This window comes from Pseudoduganella violaceinigra DSM 15887 (assembly GCF_000425385.1).
GTDB lineage: Bacteria > Pseudomonadota > Gammaproteobacteria > Burkholderiales > Burkholderiaceae_D > Rugamonas > Rugamonas violaceinigra.
In genome coordinates, this window is record NZ_KE384361.1 from 36,963 (window position 1) to 51,517 (window position 14,555).

A 14,555-nucleotide genomic window follows, 5' to 3' on the forward strand; every position below is an offset into this window, starting at 1 on the left:
CCGTCATATCGCAGGACTAAGCTGCGCGGTTATGCTGAAACTCCACCGACACTATCTGGTCGCCGCGGCCCTCGCCGTGGCGGCATTCCTGGCCCTTTACGCCACCCTTGGCGCAAGCAAGCCGTTCGCCACCTGGCGCTGGATGGACATCATTGCGGAAGGCGGCGTGGCGGCCATGGCCGGCCTGTGGTTCGTGATGACCCTGAGCAGCCGGCCGCGCGGCCTGGTCACACGCCTGCTGGCGGGAGGACTGGCCGCGATCATGCTCGGCTCCTGGGCCGACTGCCTCGACGAGTTCTTCCGCATCGACAAGGCCGCAAGCTGGGATAACTGGCTGGAAGCGCTGGTGCCGTTCGGGATGCTGGTGCTGACTGCCGGCCTTTATTACTGGCGCCACGAACAGTTCATGCTGAACGACCACCTGGCCAAGCGCGAGCGCCTGTTCCGCCAGCACCGCGCTTTCGACCGGGTGACGCAGCTGGCCGACGCGGCTTATCTGCGCCACCAGATGCGGCTGGAGCAGGCGCGCGATCCGGGCGGACAATGCGCGCTGGTCTTGTTCGATATCGACGGCTTCCATCGCATCAACCGCGAGCATGGCGCCCGCGAGGGCGACCGCGTCCTGCAGGCGCTAGGCCATATGCTGCTGCTGAACCTGCGCAACGAAGACCTGCTGTGCCGCTATGCCGGCGACCGCTTCGCGCTGCTGCTGCCGGGCATGGACGACGCTGCAGCCAGCGAGCTGGCGCGGCACCTGTGCGCCATGGTCGCGTTGATGCGCCATCATGGGCCAAGCGGACCGCTGGCGGTGCGCCTGCGCTTTGCCTGCGAACCGGTGCGGGGCGACGCCGAGGGCGTGCTGGCGCGGCTATGCGCCGCGATCGCGGTGTGACGCGCTACCTGCTGCCCGACCAGGCCAGCATCCCGGCGCACGGCCTGCCCTGGCACATCATGGACTACGCCATGCAGCGCGACGCGGCGCCAGCAGCCGTGGCGCGCGGCACGGGCATGCCGGGCGACGGCGGCAGGCCTTTGCCCGGGACGTTGAGCAGCCCGGCGCAATGCCTGCAACTGCTGGCAAATACCCTGCGCGAACTGGATAGCGCCGATACCAGTTTCATGCTGGGCCAGCAGCTGCTGCCCGGCACCGATCCCGCGCTGGCGGCCGCGCTGCGCCACGCTGCCTCGCTGCAGCAAGCCCTGGAAATCCTGTGTGGCGGGTCGGGGCGCCTGCTGCCGCTGCTGCGCCCGCGCCTGCATGCCGGGGCGGATGGGCAAATCGTCCTGTACTGGAGCGACAGCCATGGCGCGCCGGGTCTGCGTGGCACGCAGGTCGAAATGCATATGACGGCCGTGGTTTCGCTGGCGCGCTGGCTGGGCGGCACGCGCCTGCCCTGGCGCTTCTGTTTCAACCGCGCCCGCCCGCGCCACGCCGAGCAGCATCAGGTGCACTTCGGGGGCGAGCTGCGTTTCGACTGCCAGCTCGACGCCATGTTGCTGGATGCGGCATCGGCCCGGCAACCCTGGCCCGGCGCTGATCCCCAGGCCTGCGCGGCGGCGCTGCAAGCCGCGGGGCGGGACGCCGGCGCACCCAGCCTGCCCGATGCGCTGTACGACTACCTGCTGGCGGAGATCAGCCGCAATCCGACGCTGGAAAGCGCCAGTGCGGCCTTTTGCATCAGCCCAGCCACGCTGAAGCGCCACCTGGCGCGCCATGGCACGCATTTCGTGGCGGAGCTGGACCAGGTGCGCACCCATGTCGCCATGCATCTGTTCCAGTCGCGCCAGGCCGATAATGAGGCGGTGGCGCATTATCTGGGCTTTCACGACGCGGCCAACTTCCGGCGCGCCTTCAAGCGCTGGACCGGCCTGACCCCGGCGTTGCTGCGGGCAGCGCTGGGCGCTTAAGCTGACATGCCAATGTCGCTCGTCGCACACACGCAAGCGTCGAAGGTTGATTAGAGGCCTGCTTCGAGCCTATTCTTGCCTCAAAAGCCGCGTTTGCGGCAAACTGTTGAGATATTTAATTTATCAACTTAAGCGCGAATCGGACCAAACGCAATGGGAGCAGATATTCATCTCTGGGTAGAGACGCGGGTGGCCAAGTCGTGGCAGTTTGCGAACCGCTACACCACTGATACCACCGATCCCGAAGCCTGGGTCGAGTGGGAAGAGCCTTTCTGTGAGCGGAACTACCTTCTCTTCGCATTGCTCGCCAATGTCCGCAATGCCCGCACGAAGTTTGAGCCGATCGTTCCAGTCCGAGGAGTTCCCACGGACATCAGCGAAGTCGGCGCTCGCATTGTCAGGGAATGGGAATTTGATGGGCATTCGCATTCATGGGCCACTGCGGCCGAACTGCTTCAGTATTCGTGGAACGACCTCGTCGCTTTGCAAGGCTTCGTCAAGGTACAAGATGCTGCCATATGGAGAGAGCTACAGCAGGCGCCCCGTGCGTGGGTTCACGAGCCATGGGGGGACTACTCTGAGTCTATTTCCTGGAGCGAAACCAAGGCGTCGCTGTGCGATGGCTTCGTAAGCGAGTTCCTTCCGACTCTCCCCGGCTACGGCCCCCTCGATGACACGCGCGTTCTTTTCTTCTTCGACAATTAGGGCGCGTTGAACTCAAGACTTGAAATCCATATGAGAAAAGATGAAGCGTTTTACGTTTTGGGACAATAAAGGGCTTTGAATATGCGTTTTTCTGAAGTTGCAGGAATAGGAGCTTTGATGTTCGCCACGCAATGCTTGGCGGCCAATCCCGAAGTGCATGATGCACTGACCGCCGATGAGGCTGCGAGTTGCGAGTTTTCGGCGCAAACCATGCATTGGTTAGCCACATATCGGGATCAACGCGCAACGCAGGAAAGGGCGGTAGAGCGCTACATGACTGAAGCGCGTTCCGCCAAGGTCGCCGATCTGGAAATGGAAAAGGGCATGCGTGCGGCTGTGATGCGCCGGGCTGCATTTGTCTATGCGATGGCCAGCTTTTCGCCTGTCACATTTGATCACTTCGAATTTTCAGTTTGCAAAATGGGTATGCTGAAGCATTGGCACCCTGATTTTGGTAAAGCGGAATTGATTACCCAAGAAGTCGAGTCCTGCCAGGCGCAATTCAAGGATGGCAGTTCCACCGAATTCGCAGCGTGTGTCGATAAGGTCGTCTTTAAATTCCACCGTTGACCTCTCGATTTTTTCTGGTTTGCGGCGCTTGAATTCCATGGGCGACAAGGACTGCTTTGCCTGCGGCACCATCAGAGGCGAGGTGACACTGCACGATTTACTTGTACTGCATCCGGATAACACGTCGTCTGAGCGGCGCGATTTCTCGCATCGCTGGCCCGCGCGGCACGCCGTACAGTTCCATACTTGGCAAGATCGGCTGGTTGGTGGAGCGTACGGTCGCTTGAATGATCATTTTGAAACGTCTTCTAAGCCAGCTCGAACAACTGGCTGTACACGCGCGCCGCCATCAGTCCGAGCGGCTGGTGGTGAACGGCCGGACCCATATGGCGGGCCAGCATGGCCATGGCTTCGGCCTGGCTGGCGCAGGCGGCGATCTGCGCCTCCAGCAGGCCCAGGTCGTTGCCGATGATTTCCCAGCCATGTTCGTCGGCGGGGAAGTGATGGCGCAGGATGGCGCGCGGGGTTTCTTTGGCACTGTCTGCGGATGGCTCGGCCGCCATGGCGAAAGTGGCCGCCGGGGGATCCTGCGGCGCGCCGTCCTCGGGCGTGACAGGCAGGGTTTGCAGGCCGATGCGTCCCAAGGCATAGCCCAGCTCGAGGCGCCGGAGCAGCGCGGCCATGTCTTCCGGCGCCGCGGCCAGGGCGCGCAGGGTATTCATGATGATGTCGTCGGTGGACGGCGGTGCCGGCAGCGGAATGCCCAGCTCCGCCAGCTCGTGCAACAGCGCCGGCTGCGCCGCCGGCTGGTCGGCCACCGCGAGCTGGTAGCCCAGCATTTCGGGGAAATACTGTTCGCCGGTGGCCGCCAAGGCCATGCGGATGGCTGCCTGGACGAAGGCGCTGTCCTCCAGTTCCAGCCATTCGTCGCAGCCCTGGCCGGTCAGCAGCTGTCGCACCTGTGCAACATGGTTGGCGGCCGGAATGCCTTTGCCGAGGTAATCAAGGTAGAGCTTGACGATCGGCATGAAGGCCGGCTGGCTCCAGTAATCGAGCACGCTGTGCAGCCACGCGCCCTCGGCCAGCAGGCTGGGCGCCTGCATGCAGAGGAAGCGGCGCGCTTGGGCCCGCGTGGCGAAATGGCGGCGCGGCGCACCATCCTGGCGGGCCGCCCGGTATTGCCGGAATTCTTCGGCGCGGTTGCGGCTGCGTAGGTCGAGCCAGGCTTCCAGGCCAGTCTGGCCGCCGTGCCAGGCGGAGGGCAAGACCGCCGCTTCGGCCAGGCGGCGCTCCAGGTAGGCCGTGGCTGCCGCGCGGTCGGGCGCCTCACGCAGCAGCAGGTACAACTGCCGTGACGGCCCGTCCGCTGCGGCCGGGTTGCTACGGCTGGGGGGAGGTGTAGTCATCATGGCAGGTAGTATTCGAGTAGTGGCTATCGATTTCTAGCAGAGCGCAGCGCAGGACCATGTCAGAGCAATCTTACACGTCGTGTAGAATCGCTCGCCACCAGCATACAACAGGAAAGCGGACATGCTCGATGCGATGTCGATGGACCAGCTGCGCACCTTCATTGCGGCGGCCGAAGAGGGCAGTTTTTCCGCCGCCGGGCGCAAGCTGCGGCGGGCGCAGTCGGTGGTCAGCCAGACCCTGGCCAATCTCGAGCTGCAAGTGGGCTTCGCCCTGTTCGACCGCAGCGGCCGCTATCCGCGCCTGACCGAGCAGGGACGCGCTTTGCTCGACAGCGCGCGCGCCGCGGCCAGCAGCATGGATGGCTTCAAGGCGCGGGCGCGCACCTTGGCCGAAGGGCTGGAAGCGGAACTGTCTGTGGCGGTCGATGTGATGTTCCCGATCGCCCGCCTGACCGAGGCGGTGCGCGCCTTCCACCAGGAATTCCCGAGCACCCCGCTGCGCCTAGATGTGGAAGTGCTGGGCGCTGTGGTGCAGCCCTTGCTGCAGCGCCGCTGCCGGCTGGCCGTGGTCGGATCCTATCCCGAGGTGCCGGCCGAATGCGACACCGACTTCCTGTTCGAGGTGCCGCTGGTGGCGGTGGCGGCGGCCTGCCATCCGCTGGCCGCGCTGGCGGCGCCGATCGCGCGCCAGGAGGCGGCGCGCCATGTGCAACTGATCCTGACCGACCGCTCCACGCTGACCGAGGGCCGCCAGTTCGGAGTGCTCAACCCGCAGGGCTGGCGCCTGGCCGACCTGGGCGCCAAGCACGCCTTCCTGCGCGCTGGACTAGGCTGGGGCGGCATGCCGCGCCATATGGTGGAAGACGAGCTGGCGCGCGGCACCCTGGTGGAGCTGCGGCTGGAGGCCAGTCCTATTTTGGGCCAGGCCTTTTCCATGCACGCCTGCTGGCGCAAGGACGGGCCGCCGGGGCCGGCCGGGCGCCGCTTCATCGAACTGCTGCGCCAGTCCTAGGGCGGTTCGGCGGCCGCTTCCGGCAAGCCGCGTCCGCTGTCGATGGTGTAGCCGTTGCGGCCGCGGCGCTTGGTGTCGTACAGCGCCATGTCGGCGCGCCCGATCAAGCCGCCCGCTGTTTCCGTGCCGCCCGCATACAGCGCGACGCCGATGCTGGTGGTGACGCGCAACGGCGCCGCCAGCACCGTGAATTCCGGCGTCACCGCGCCCATCACTTTTTCGGCCAGCAGACGCACTTCCTCGGCATGGCGCACATGTTCGAAGATGATGACGAATTCGTCGCCGGCCAGGCGCGCCACGGTGTCGGTGGCGCGCACATTGCCGGTCAGGCGCAGGGCGAACTCTTTGAGCACCTCGTCGCCGCCGGCGTGGCCCAGGCTATCGTTGATGTGCTTGAAGTTGTCGATATCGAGGTAGGCCAGGGCCATCTGGCTGTCCTGGCGCCGCACGCGCTCGATGGCCTGGTCCAGCACATCTTCGAACTGACGCCGGTTGGGAATGCCGGTCAGCGGGTCGCGCCGTGCCTGGCGCAGCAATTCCGCCTCCACCTCGCGGCTGCGGGTGACGTCGCTGGTCAGGGCGTAGACGAAGGGTACGCTGCCGTCCTTGCGCACCTCGGGCACGAAGACGGTTTCCAGCACCCGGGATTCGCCTTGCAGGCGTGCGTTCGACTCGTATTCCGTGACCTGGCCGGCGAAGGCGCGCTCCAGCCAGGGGCGCGCTTCCTGGTAGCCGGTCTCGCCGGTGACGCTGACCATGGGCCGGCCGGGCAGGGTGTCGGGATCGGTGCCCAGCCAGCGCCGGTACATGGCGTTGCCGAACTGCAGGACGTGCTCGCGGTCGATGGCGCTGATCATCACCGGCAAGTGGTCGGCGATCAGGCGCAGGCGCTTTTCGCTGGCGGCCTGGGCCAGTTCGGCGCTCTTGCGTTCGGTGATGTCGGTGCACATCATGTAAAAGCCCGGCACCGTGCCGTCGGGCGCCAGGTCGGGCACCAGTTCGGCCATCAGGTGCAGGTGGCGCCCCATCTCCTCGCCCGGCTGCTCGACATGGATGCGGCGTCCGGCCAGCGCGGTATCGAAGCAATCCTGCCAGCGCGCCAGCATCGCCGGGCCGAACACTTCGTCGACGCGCTTGCCGACCATGGCACGCGGATCGAGCCCGAGCAGGAACTGGTAGTGCTCGTTGGTGAAGCGAAAGCGCAGCTCGCGGTCGATATAGGCGATCATGGCCGGGATATTGTCGGCGATGACACGCGCCCGTTTCTCGCTTTCGGCCAGGCGCTCCTGCGCCGCCTGGCGCTCGGCGGTGAGTTCGTAGAGCGCCTCGCCCAGTTCGCCGATTTCATCGCGCCCGCCGCTGCGCAGCAGGGCGATATCGGCGCCGCGGGCGCGGATCGCGTACAGATTGGTGCGCAGGCGCTGCAGCGGCGCCAGCAGGGCCTTGATCACGACCCAGCTCAGCAGGCCGGCCACGGCGGCAAAGGCGGTGGCCGCCAGCACCGCCTGCTGGCGCATGCGTATCATGGGCGCGAAGGCTTCGTCGGTCGGATAGCGCGCGGCCACGATCCAGTCGGTGGCGTTGAGGCGCTTATACGAATAGATGCCTTCCACGCCATCCTTGTTGGTCGCTTCCATCCAGCCTTCGAAGCCGTCCAGCGCGCGCAGCGTGCCCAGGTTGGTGCCTGGCCGCGCGTTGATGTGTTCCATCAGGCGCGCCTTGTTGGGGTGGTTGACCAGCACGCCGCCGGTGGTCATGATGAACATGAAGCCGGTCTTGCCTGGCTTCATGGTGTTGAAGTGGTGGAAGAAGTCCGAATTAAGCAAGTCGATGCTGCCCACCAGGACCACCTGCACGTCGCCGCCGCTGTCGATGATCGGGTGGGTCAGCACCACCACCGGCAGGTTGGAGACGCGCCCGCGCACCGGCGGTGAAATGATGGCGCGTTTTTGCCCCACGGTCTGCTCGAAATAGGGACGGTCGGCGACATTCGGATTTTCCTGCTGCGGCGGGCGCAGGCTGGTCAAATAGCGGCCGCTGCCGTCGAAGGCGGCCACGTTGGCAAATTCGGCCGAGACGGCGGCATGGCGTTCGATGGCGGCGTGGATGGCGGCCGGCGTGCGCTGGCCGGGCGGGACCGCTTCGGCGATCGAGGCCAGCAGCATGCGCTTGGCCGCCAACTGCTCGTCGATGTGGGCGGCGGCCAGGGACAACAGGTTGAACTGTTGTTGGCCGATCACGCTTTTCATGTCTTTTTCCGACATCGACAGGGCCTGCCAGGTCAGCAGCGTGGTGGCCGCGAGCACGAACAGGATGACCACGCAGGTCATGCGCGCGCGCAAGCTCTGTGGAAGCAGTCGGGGAAAAGCCATGGCTTAGTATGGCACACATTCCACACTGCTCAGCCAGTGTGTTCTAAAATCCAAGGAATCGCAATTATTGGAAATAATGTGAAAAATGCAATGGCACTCGGCCGGGTGAGGTGATCCATGGCGCACTTCCACCTGGCTTGGGAACTGGGCGGCGACTCCGCCCACGCAGGGCGCTTGCGGGTCGCGGCGCAGGCATTGCGGGCGCGCGGCCACGCCGTCAGCCTGTCGGTGCGCGACCTGGCGCTGGCGCGCAGGCTGCTGGGCGACCTGGATGTGACGATGTTGCAAGCGCCGCTGTGGCTGCACGGCGCGGCCCAGCATGCCTCCAGCCTGGCCGAGATCATGCTTTCCTCCGGCTACCGCGAGGCGCAGGGGCTGGACGGCCTGGTGCGTGGTTGGCGCTCCATGCTGACCCTGCTCAAACCGGACGTGCTGGTGGCCGAATTCGCGCCCACGGCCCTGCTGGCGGCGCGCACCCTGGATATTCCGGCGGCCGCCATCGGCGCCGGCTTCACGCTGCCGCCGCCGGGCCAGCCGCTACCGAATTTCCGGCCCTGGGAAGCGGTCGATCTGGCGCGCCTGGCGGGCGCCGAAATGCACATCCTGAAAGTGATGAACGCGGTCCTGGTGCACCATGGCGGCGTGCCGTATGTGCAGGCGGCCGATGCGCTGCTGGGGCGTCAGCATTTCCTGTGCGCCTGGGCGGAAACCGATCATTACGGGCGCGCGCCGGAGAGCCAGCAATGGTTCGGGCCCGCCTTCGTCACACCGCCCGGCGCGGCGCCGCAATGGCCGCCTGGGCATGGCCACAAGGTCTTTGTCTACCTGCGCCAGGAGCACCCGGCCCATGTGGCGGTGCTGCACGCGCTGGTGATGGAAGGCTGCCGCGTGCTGTGCTACCAGCCGGAAGTGGCGGCCGGCGCGGTGCCGCCGGTGCATGCCACCAGCCTGGCCTATGCCCGCGGCCCGGTCGACCTGGCGGCGGCCCTGGCCGAGTCGCGCATCTGCGTCAGCCAGGCCGGCGAAGGCACGGTGGCGCATGCGCTGCTGGCGGCGGTGCCGCTGCTGTTGCTGCCGACCCAGCTCGAACGCTACCTGCTGGCGGCGCGCCTGGAGCAGGCCGGCGTGGCCGTCAACGGCGGGCGCCTGCCGGCCACGGTGGATTGGCGCAGCGTGGTGCGCAGCCTGCTGATGGACGGCCGTACCCTGATGGCGGCGCGCGGTGTGGCCACCCGGCATAGCGGCTTTAGCAATGCGCAGATGGCGGAGCGGCTGGCCGGCCGCCTGGAATTGCTGGCTGCCAGCGCTTAATGTGGCCGGGCTGCGCTTAATGTTGCCGGGCTGCGCTGAATGGACCGGCTGGGCTTAATGGCCCGGCTGCGCCTGGCGCTGCTCGCAATATTGGCGCCAGGCCAGTTCCTCCAGCGCCGCCACCGCGTCGCGCAGCGCGTCGAAGCGGGGATCGCTGAAGCTGCGCGCAAAGTGTTCGTGGAAGGCGGCCCGTTCCGGATCGGCGGGTGTAGGGGATGAGCGTGAATGCTCCATCATGACCTCCTGAAGCTGTGCACAGTTTGCCAGCGCGAGATGGCCGCGTCGGTGCGCCAGCCCACCTTTGCCGGCGGCAGCGGCGCGTGTGGTGGCGGGGAAAGCCCGGCCCAGTAATTGATCAAGTTTATCGGAAACCGGTTTCTCTTAGGGGAAACATTGCGGTTTGCGGCGCAAGTCAGTACACTCGAATTAATTTAACGGCAACCCATTAGTTCCGAACAGTGTATTCACAGGCGCAAATCGATCCGGTCGTCAGTTTCCTGAACACGCAAGGCGAGGCGGCGCGCGGCACCATCGTCAACCTGCAGCGCAAGTCCTTGGTGATGGAAGTGTATAACCCGTATTCCATCGTCCAGGTCAGCGAGGTGCTGCGCGAGCTGACCGTGCGCATGGGCACGCTCAACGCCTATGTCGGCAAGGCCGTGGTGATCAGCATGGTCAACACCGGGCTGACGGCCGTGGTGTCGGTGACCTTGATCGACGAATGGCGCGAGCTGAGCGAAACGGTGCTGGAGCCGGGCGCGGTGGGCCGCGAAGCGCGCAAGTTCGTGCTGGACTGGGACGAGCGCTTCCGCATCCGCCGCGACTACCAGATCGCCGTCAACGAAACGCGCTCCTTCCTGACCGATGTCTCGCGCTGGCTGGAGCAGGTCGACCTGTCCGACGCGCTGCCGCGCGAGGACACGCGCCTGCGCGCCGACTACTTCTTCGAGCTGGCGGCGCCCTTGATGGCCCGGACCAAGACCTTCTTCGACGAGATCAATCACCAGGCTTCGCTGATCGGCGAAGAAGAGGCGTCGGCCCACCGCGCCTTTGCCCAGGGTGCGCTGCACCCGCTGATCCTGCGGGCGCCGTTCGTGTTCCGCACCTACACCAAGCCGCTCGGCTACGCCGGCGACTACCAGATGGTGAACCAGATCCTGGGCGACCCGCGCGATGGGCCCAGCACCTACTTCCAGATCGTCAATACCGCCTTCCTGAACACGGCGGTGGCGACGGCGCACCGGCACCGCATCGATATCCTGGTGGCCTACCTGGAGCGGCTGGCGGCCGAGGCGCGCCGCCTGCAGCGGCCCTTGCGCGTGCTCAATGTGGGCTGCGGCCCGGCGCAGGAAATCCAGCGCTTCCTGGAGACCACGGACGATCCGTCGCTGCTGTCGTTCCAGCTGGTGGACTTCAGCGACGAGACGCTGGTCTGGACCCGCAACACGCTCGATGCGATCCAGCGCCGCACCGGACGCGCCGGCAGCATCGACTATGTGCACGATTCGGTGCACCAGCTGCTCAAGCGCCGGCCCGAGGCGCCGGGCGGCAGCGGCGCCCAGTTCGACGCGGTCTACTGCGCCGGCCTGTTCGACTATCTGTCGGACAAGGTGTGTACGCGCCTGAACGCTTATTTCGCTTCGCGCCTGCGCCCCGGCGGCCGCCTGCTGGTGACCAATGTCCACAGCAGCAACCCGGAGCGCCACTGCATGGAGCACATCCTCGAGTGGTACCTGATCTACCGCGACGAGGCGCGCATGCAGGCCATCCTGCCGGAGCGCTGCGGCGGCGCCAGCATTTACACCGACCCGACCGGCGTCAATGTGTTCGCCGAGACCACACTGGGCGCGGTGGCCTGAGATGGCCCGCGCCGCCCAGCTTCCCGGCAGCTCGTATGAGAAAGAGCTGAGCGCCTACCACCTCGTGTCGAGCCGTGCCTGTGCCGTCACGGTGCTGGTGCTGGTGCTGCTGGGGATGGTGCTCGACTTCGCCATCTACCCGGAGCAGATGCTGCGCTTTGCCATCGCGCGCGTGCTGACCGCCGCTGCCATCCTGGCCGCGCTGGCCCTGCTGTACACGCGGCTCGGGCGCCGCTACGTGCACCTGATTACGTTTACCTGGCTGACCTTCCCGCAGCTGATGATCGCCTGGATGATCAACGTCACCCAGGGCACGGATTCGCTGTTTTATGCCGGCATCATCCTCACCATATTCGCGGTGGGGACGCTGTTCCCGGTGGGCTATTTGTATACGCTGGGCTTCGGCCTGTTCACCATGGTGGCCTACTACCTGGCCTGTGCCCTGCGGGCCGAGGGCGTGGGCGACGCCGGCCAGTTCCTGTTCCACCTCACCATCATCGCCTTCTCGGTGGCCGGGAGCACGGTCTACACTTATTACAACGAGCGTGGGCGGCGCCAACTGCACGCCTTGAAAGAGGAAGTGGCGCGCAAGAACCTGGAGCTGGAAGCGAACAACCGCAGCCTGGCTGAAATCAAGGGCCAGATGCTGCAACAGGAAAAGATGGCGGCGCTGGGCACCTTGGCTGCCGGCCTGCTGCACGAGGTCAACAATCCAGTCAACTTCTGCATGATGGCGATCGATATCGCGCTGGAAGAGCCGGGCGCCAAGAGCAGCGATGTGCTGCACGAATGCCTGACCGACGCCAAGTCCGGCATGCAGCGGGTGCAGTACATCGTCTCGGACCTGAAGACCTTCGCCTACCGCAAGTCGGGTGCCGACCACGAAAGCGCGCAGTTCCTGCTGGAGCGCGCGCTGGAGTCGGCAGTGCGCCTGGTGGGCCATGAGATCAAGGGCGTGCAGGTGAACCGCCACCTCGACGCCGACACCCTGGTGCGCGGCGACGAGGCGGCCATCATCGGCGTGCTGATCAACCTGTTCAGCAATGCCGCCCTGGCCATGCGCAAGGGCGGCACGCGGGCGCCGGCCATCGACGTCCATGCCGAGGCGCGCGGCGAGCGCCTGCATGTCACGGTGCGCGACAACGGTCCCGGCATCGCGCCGGAAAACCTGGGGCGCGTGTTCGAACCGTTCTTCACCACGCGCGAGGTGGGGCAGGGCCTGGGCCTCGGCCTGTCGATCTGCTACAGCGTGATCCAGCGCCACGGCGGCCTGCTGGCCGCCGACAGCGCGCCGGGCGAGTGGACCGCCTTCAGTTTCGATCTGCCGCGCGTGGCCGGAGGCGAAGCATGACAGGACGCAGCCCGCAGGCGACCGTGCTGTACGTGGACGACGAAGAGCTGGCGCGCAAGTACTTCGCGCGCGCCCTGGAGGGCGAATTCACGGTGCTGACCGCGGCCGGCGTGGACGAGGCGCTGCAGCTGCTGGCCCAGCCCGACAGCGCGGTCGAGGTGCTGGTGACGGACTACCGCATGCCGGGCCGGGTGGGCGGCGAGCTGCTGCGCCAGGTCGAATGCGACTACCCGCACCTGGTGCGCATCCTGGTGACGGCTTACGCCGACAAGGAAGTGCTGCTGGAAACCATCAACGGCGGCGACATCTTCCGCATCCTGGAGAAACCGCTCGACGCGCACACCGTGCGCAGCGTGCTGCGCCTGGCCAGCGCCAGCGCGCGCGAACGGGCGCTGCGCCAGCAAAGCCTCCTGGCCATCGAGGAGACCGTGGCCTTTCTGGCGCATGAACTGAACACGCCCCTGGCCACCATTTCCAATTTCGCGCGCAGCATTCAGCGCCGCGTGAACGCCAGCAGCGCCGACAACGCCGAGCCGGGCCTGCCGCTCAAAGCCGATATCGGCAACGCCGCCGCGCATATGCACGACAATGCGCGCTACTGCCTGTCGGTGCTGGCCACCTTTGTCGAATCGGTCCGGCGCGCCGGGCCGGCGCCGGCGCCGCGTCCGGCCAGCGGGAGCGCGCAGCAGATGGTGGCGGCCCTGCTGGGCGTGTTCCCGCTGGCGCCGGGCCAGCGCGGCATCATCGCAGTCGACGTGCGGGAAGACTTCACGGTGCGCGCCGCACCCAACTGCGTGGCGCTGGTGCTGTCGTCGCTGCTGAACAACGCGCTGCGCGCGCTGCAGGACCGGCCCCAGCCCAGGGTGAAGATCAGCGTCGGTGTGGCCGGCCATCCCTATATCATCATGGAAGACAACGGTCCCGGCATCGCGCCGGCGCTGCTCAACCGCTTGCTGCTGGATCCCATTTCCATGCACGGCGCCGACGGCGGCAGCGGCTGGGGCCTGATCTTCTGCAACCGCGTGATGCAATCGTTCGGCGGCCACCTGCGGGTGCAGTCCGAGCCCGGTTGCGGCACCACCGTCACCATGAATTTCCCGCAGTTAGAAAAGGAACGAGCATGACAGAACAAGCGAGCCGGCCAGCGCCGGCGATCCTCTACGTCGACGACGAGGCCACCGCGCTCAAATATTTCCAGCGCGCCTTGGGTTCGCTGGCGCCCGTGTATGTGGCCGAGTCGGTGGAGCAGGGCAAACGCATGCTCGACGAGCATGCCGAGGAAATCGCCGTGCTGGTCTCGGACCAGCGCATGCCCGGCGCCTACGGCAATGAGCTGCTGTTTTACGCGTGGGACCGCTATCCGCACATCGTGCGCATCCTGACCACCGCGTATTCCGAGCTGGAACACACGGTCGACGCCGTCAACCAGGGCCAGATCCACCGCTATATCGCCAAGCCCTGGGACATCGCCGCCCTGCGCATGGAATTGAAGCAGGCGCTGGCCCTGGCCAGGCTGCAGAAGGAACACGCCCAGCTGCTGCGCGAAAAGCTGCTGGTGCGCCAGAAACAGGCCGTGGCCAGCCGTATCGGCGCCCTGTACACGCTGGCGGCCAGCCTGGACGAGAGCGGCGCCGCTGTGCCGGTGGAGAGCTACCTGGCCGGCGCCCTGAGCGCGGGCATGACGGCGCCCGAGCCAGACTGGCTGCTGCTGGACCACTCGGATCTGATCAGCTCGGAAGCCTTCCGCAGCGCCGCCTTCGGTCGGGCCGTGCGCGCGCAGTTGCAGCAGCTGGAACAGCGCCACGGCGACGGCACGCCGGCCCAGGCGCTGGAGTGGCTGGCCGAGGTCTTCGGCCCCGCCTTCCGCGCGGTCGACGCTGGCCATGCCGTATTGCTGCCGGACGCACGCCTGGCCGAATTCCTGGAAACGCCGACCGGCATCGCGGTGTCGGAGCAGCACGCGTTCTGGCTGGCGTGCCTGATGTGGCTGGGCCGGCGCGGCGCCACCTTGCAACTGGTGGGCACGGCGCAAGGGGTGGAATGCCGCCTGGCGCCGGCCGAGGCAACGCTCACACCGGCCCAGCTGGCGGCCTGGGTCGAGCAGTTCTGAGGCGCTGG

At 66.4% G+C, this 14,555-nt stretch carries 13 protein-coding genes; 10 read left to right on the forward strand and 3 right to left on the reverse strand.

Features of this window, described 5'->3' with window-relative positions; genetic code table 11:
* The first annotated feature begins 31 nt into the window (after nt 1–31).
* From H597_RS0127965 to H597_RS0127980, 4 genes are all read left to right on the forward strand, one after another.
* Nucleotides 32–892 (forward strand): GGDEF domain-containing protein, encoded by an 861-nt coding sequence (locus tag H597_RS0127965; protein WP_028105037.1) that lies wholly within the window; start codon nt 32–34, stop codon nt 890–892.
* A complete protein-coding gene (locus H597_RS0127970; protein ID WP_051294166.1) occupies nt 871–1,908 on the forward strand; it encodes a helix-turn-helix domain-containing protein in 1,038 nt (345 codons plus the stop codon). The genes H597_RS0127965 and H597_RS0127970 overlap by 22 nt, the downstream gene beginning before the upstream one ends.
* 153 nt (nt 1,909–2,061) lie before the next feature.
* On the forward strand, nt 2,062–2,613 hold the full coding sequence (locus tag H597_RS33625; protein WP_051294167.1) for a hypothetical protein: 552 nt from the start codon (nt 2,062–2,064) through the stop codon (nt 2,611–2,613).
* Between the two features lie 117 nt (nt 2,614–2,730).
* Nucleotides 2,731–3,183, forward strand: a complete 453-nt coding sequence (locus H597_RS0127980; protein WP_028105039.1) for a hypothetical protein — start codon at nt 2,731–2,733, stop codon at nt 3,181–3,183.
* Nucleotides 3,184–3,431: 248 nt separating this feature from the next.
* Here H597_RS0127980 and H597_RS33630 read toward each other — a convergent pair whose 3' ends face one another.
* Nucleotides 3,432–4,532 carry a hypothetical protein gene (locus H597_RS33630; protein ID WP_154668311.1) on the reverse strand — a complete coding sequence of 367 codons (1,101 nt, stop codon included), beginning with the start codon at nt 4,530–4,532 and terminating at the stop codon, nt 3,432–3,434.
* Between the two features lie 121 nt (nt 4,533–4,653).
* Here H597_RS33630 and H597_RS0127990 point away from each other — a divergent pair, with 121 nt between their 5' ends.
* Nucleotides 4,654–5,544: a LysR family transcriptional regulator gene (locus H597_RS0127990; protein WP_028105041.1), complete on the forward strand. Its 891-nt coding sequence runs from the start codon at nt 4,654–4,656 to the stop codon at nt 5,542–5,544.
* Here H597_RS0127990 and H597_RS33635 read toward each other — a convergent pair.
* Nucleotides 5,541–7,916, reverse strand: coding sequence for a diguanylate cyclase domain-containing protein (locus tag H597_RS33635; RefSeq protein WP_229632266.1), 2,376 nt, complete (start codon nt 7,914–7,916; stop codon nt 5,541–5,543). The genes H597_RS0127990 and H597_RS33635 overlap by 4 nt on opposite strands.
* A 117-nt stretch (nt 7,917–8,033) precedes the next feature.
* Between H597_RS33635 and H597_RS0128000 the strand changes: the two genes are divergently transcribed.
* The gene (locus tag H597_RS0128000; RefSeq protein ID WP_028105042.1) at nt 8,034–9,227 is read left to right on the forward strand and encodes a hypothetical protein; all 1,194 of its coding nucleotides are present in this window, start codon (nt 8,034–8,036) and stop codon (nt 9,225–9,227) included.
* Between the two features lie 54 nt (nt 9,228–9,281).
* Here H597_RS0128000 and H597_RS0128005 read toward each other — a convergent pair whose 3' ends face one another.
* Nucleotides 9,282–9,464: a hypothetical protein gene (locus H597_RS0128005; RefSeq protein ID WP_035375416.1), complete on the reverse strand. Its 183-nt coding sequence runs from the start codon at nt 9,462–9,464 to the stop codon at nt 9,282–9,284.
* Nucleotides 9,465–9,685: 221 nt separating this feature from the next.
* Here H597_RS0128005 and H597_RS0128015 point away from each other — a divergent pair, with 221 nt between their 5' ends.
* Genes H597_RS0128015 through H597_RS0128030 form a run of 4 tightly spaced genes read left to right on the forward strand, consistent with a single transcriptional unit; the run spans nt 9,686 to nt 14,547 of the window.
* Entirely contained in the window at nt 9,686–11,086 is a 1,401-nt protein-coding gene (locus H597_RS0128015) for a class I SAM-dependent methyltransferase (protein WP_028105044.1), read from the forward strand.
* Between the two features lies 1 nt (nt 11,087).
* Nucleotides 11,088–12,437, forward strand: coding sequence for a sensor histidine kinase (locus H597_RS0128020; protein WP_028105045.1), 1,350 nt, complete (start codon nt 11,088–11,090; stop codon nt 12,435–12,437).
* A complete protein-coding gene (locus H597_RS0128025; RefSeq protein ID WP_028105046.1) occupies nt 12,434–13,561 on the forward strand; it encodes a hybrid sensor histidine kinase/response regulator in 1,128 nt (375 codons plus the stop codon). The genes H597_RS0128020 and H597_RS0128025 overlap by 4 nt, the downstream gene beginning before the upstream one ends.
* Entirely contained in the window at nt 13,558–14,547 is a 990-nt protein-coding gene (locus tag H597_RS0128030; RefSeq protein WP_028105047.1) for a response regulator, read from the forward strand. Before H597_RS0128025 ends, H597_RS0128030 begins: the two co-directional genes overlap by 4 nt.
* The last annotated feature ends 8 nt before the right edge of the window (nt 14,548–14,555 follow it).

Coding starts and splice junctions, on each gene's coding strand:
- H597_RS0127980 (WP_028105039.1), top strand. CDS start 2,731: ATGTTCGCCACGCAATGCTTGGCGGCCAATCCCGAAGTGCATGATGCA.
- H597_RS0128030 (WP_028105047.1), top strand. CDS start 13,558: ATGACAGAACAAGCGAGCCGGCCAGCGCCGGCGATCCTCTACGTCGAC.
- H597_RS0127970 (WP_051294166.1), top strand. CDS start 871: ATGCGCCGCGATCGCGGTGTGACGCGCTACCTGCTGCCCGACCAGGCC.
- H597_RS33630 (WP_154668311.1), bottom strand. CDS start 4,532: ATGATGACTACACCTCCCCCCAGCCGTAGCAACCCGGCCGCAGCGGAC.
- H597_RS0128005 (WP_035375416.1), bottom strand. CDS start 9,464: ATGATGGAGCATTCACGCTCATCCCCTACACCCGCCGATCCGGAACGG.
- H597_RS0128020 (WP_028105045.1), top strand. CDS start 11,088: ATGGCCCGCGCCGCCCAGCTTCCCGGCAGCTCGTATGAGAAAGAGCTG.
- H597_RS33625 (WP_051294167.1), top strand. CDS start 2,062: ATGGGAGCAGATATTCATCTCTGGGTAGAGACGCGGGTGGCCAAGTCG.
- H597_RS0127990 (WP_028105041.1), top strand. CDS start 4,654: ATGCTCGATGCGATGTCGATGGACCAGCTGCGCACCTTCATTGCGGCG.
- H597_RS0127965 (WP_028105037.1), top strand. CDS start 32: ATGCTGAAACTCCACCGACACTATCTGGTCGCCGCGGCCCTCGCCGTG.
- H597_RS0128000 (WP_028105042.1), top strand. CDS start 8,034: ATGGCGCACTTCCACCTGGCTTGGGAACTGGGCGGCGACTCCGCCCAC.
- H597_RS33635 (WP_229632266.1), bottom strand. CDS start 7,916: ATGGCTTTTCCCCGACTGCTTCCACAGAGCTTGCGCGCGCGCATGACC.
- H597_RS0128025 (WP_028105046.1), top strand. CDS start 12,434: ATGACAGGACGCAGCCCGCAGGCGACCGTGCTGTACGTGGACGACGAA.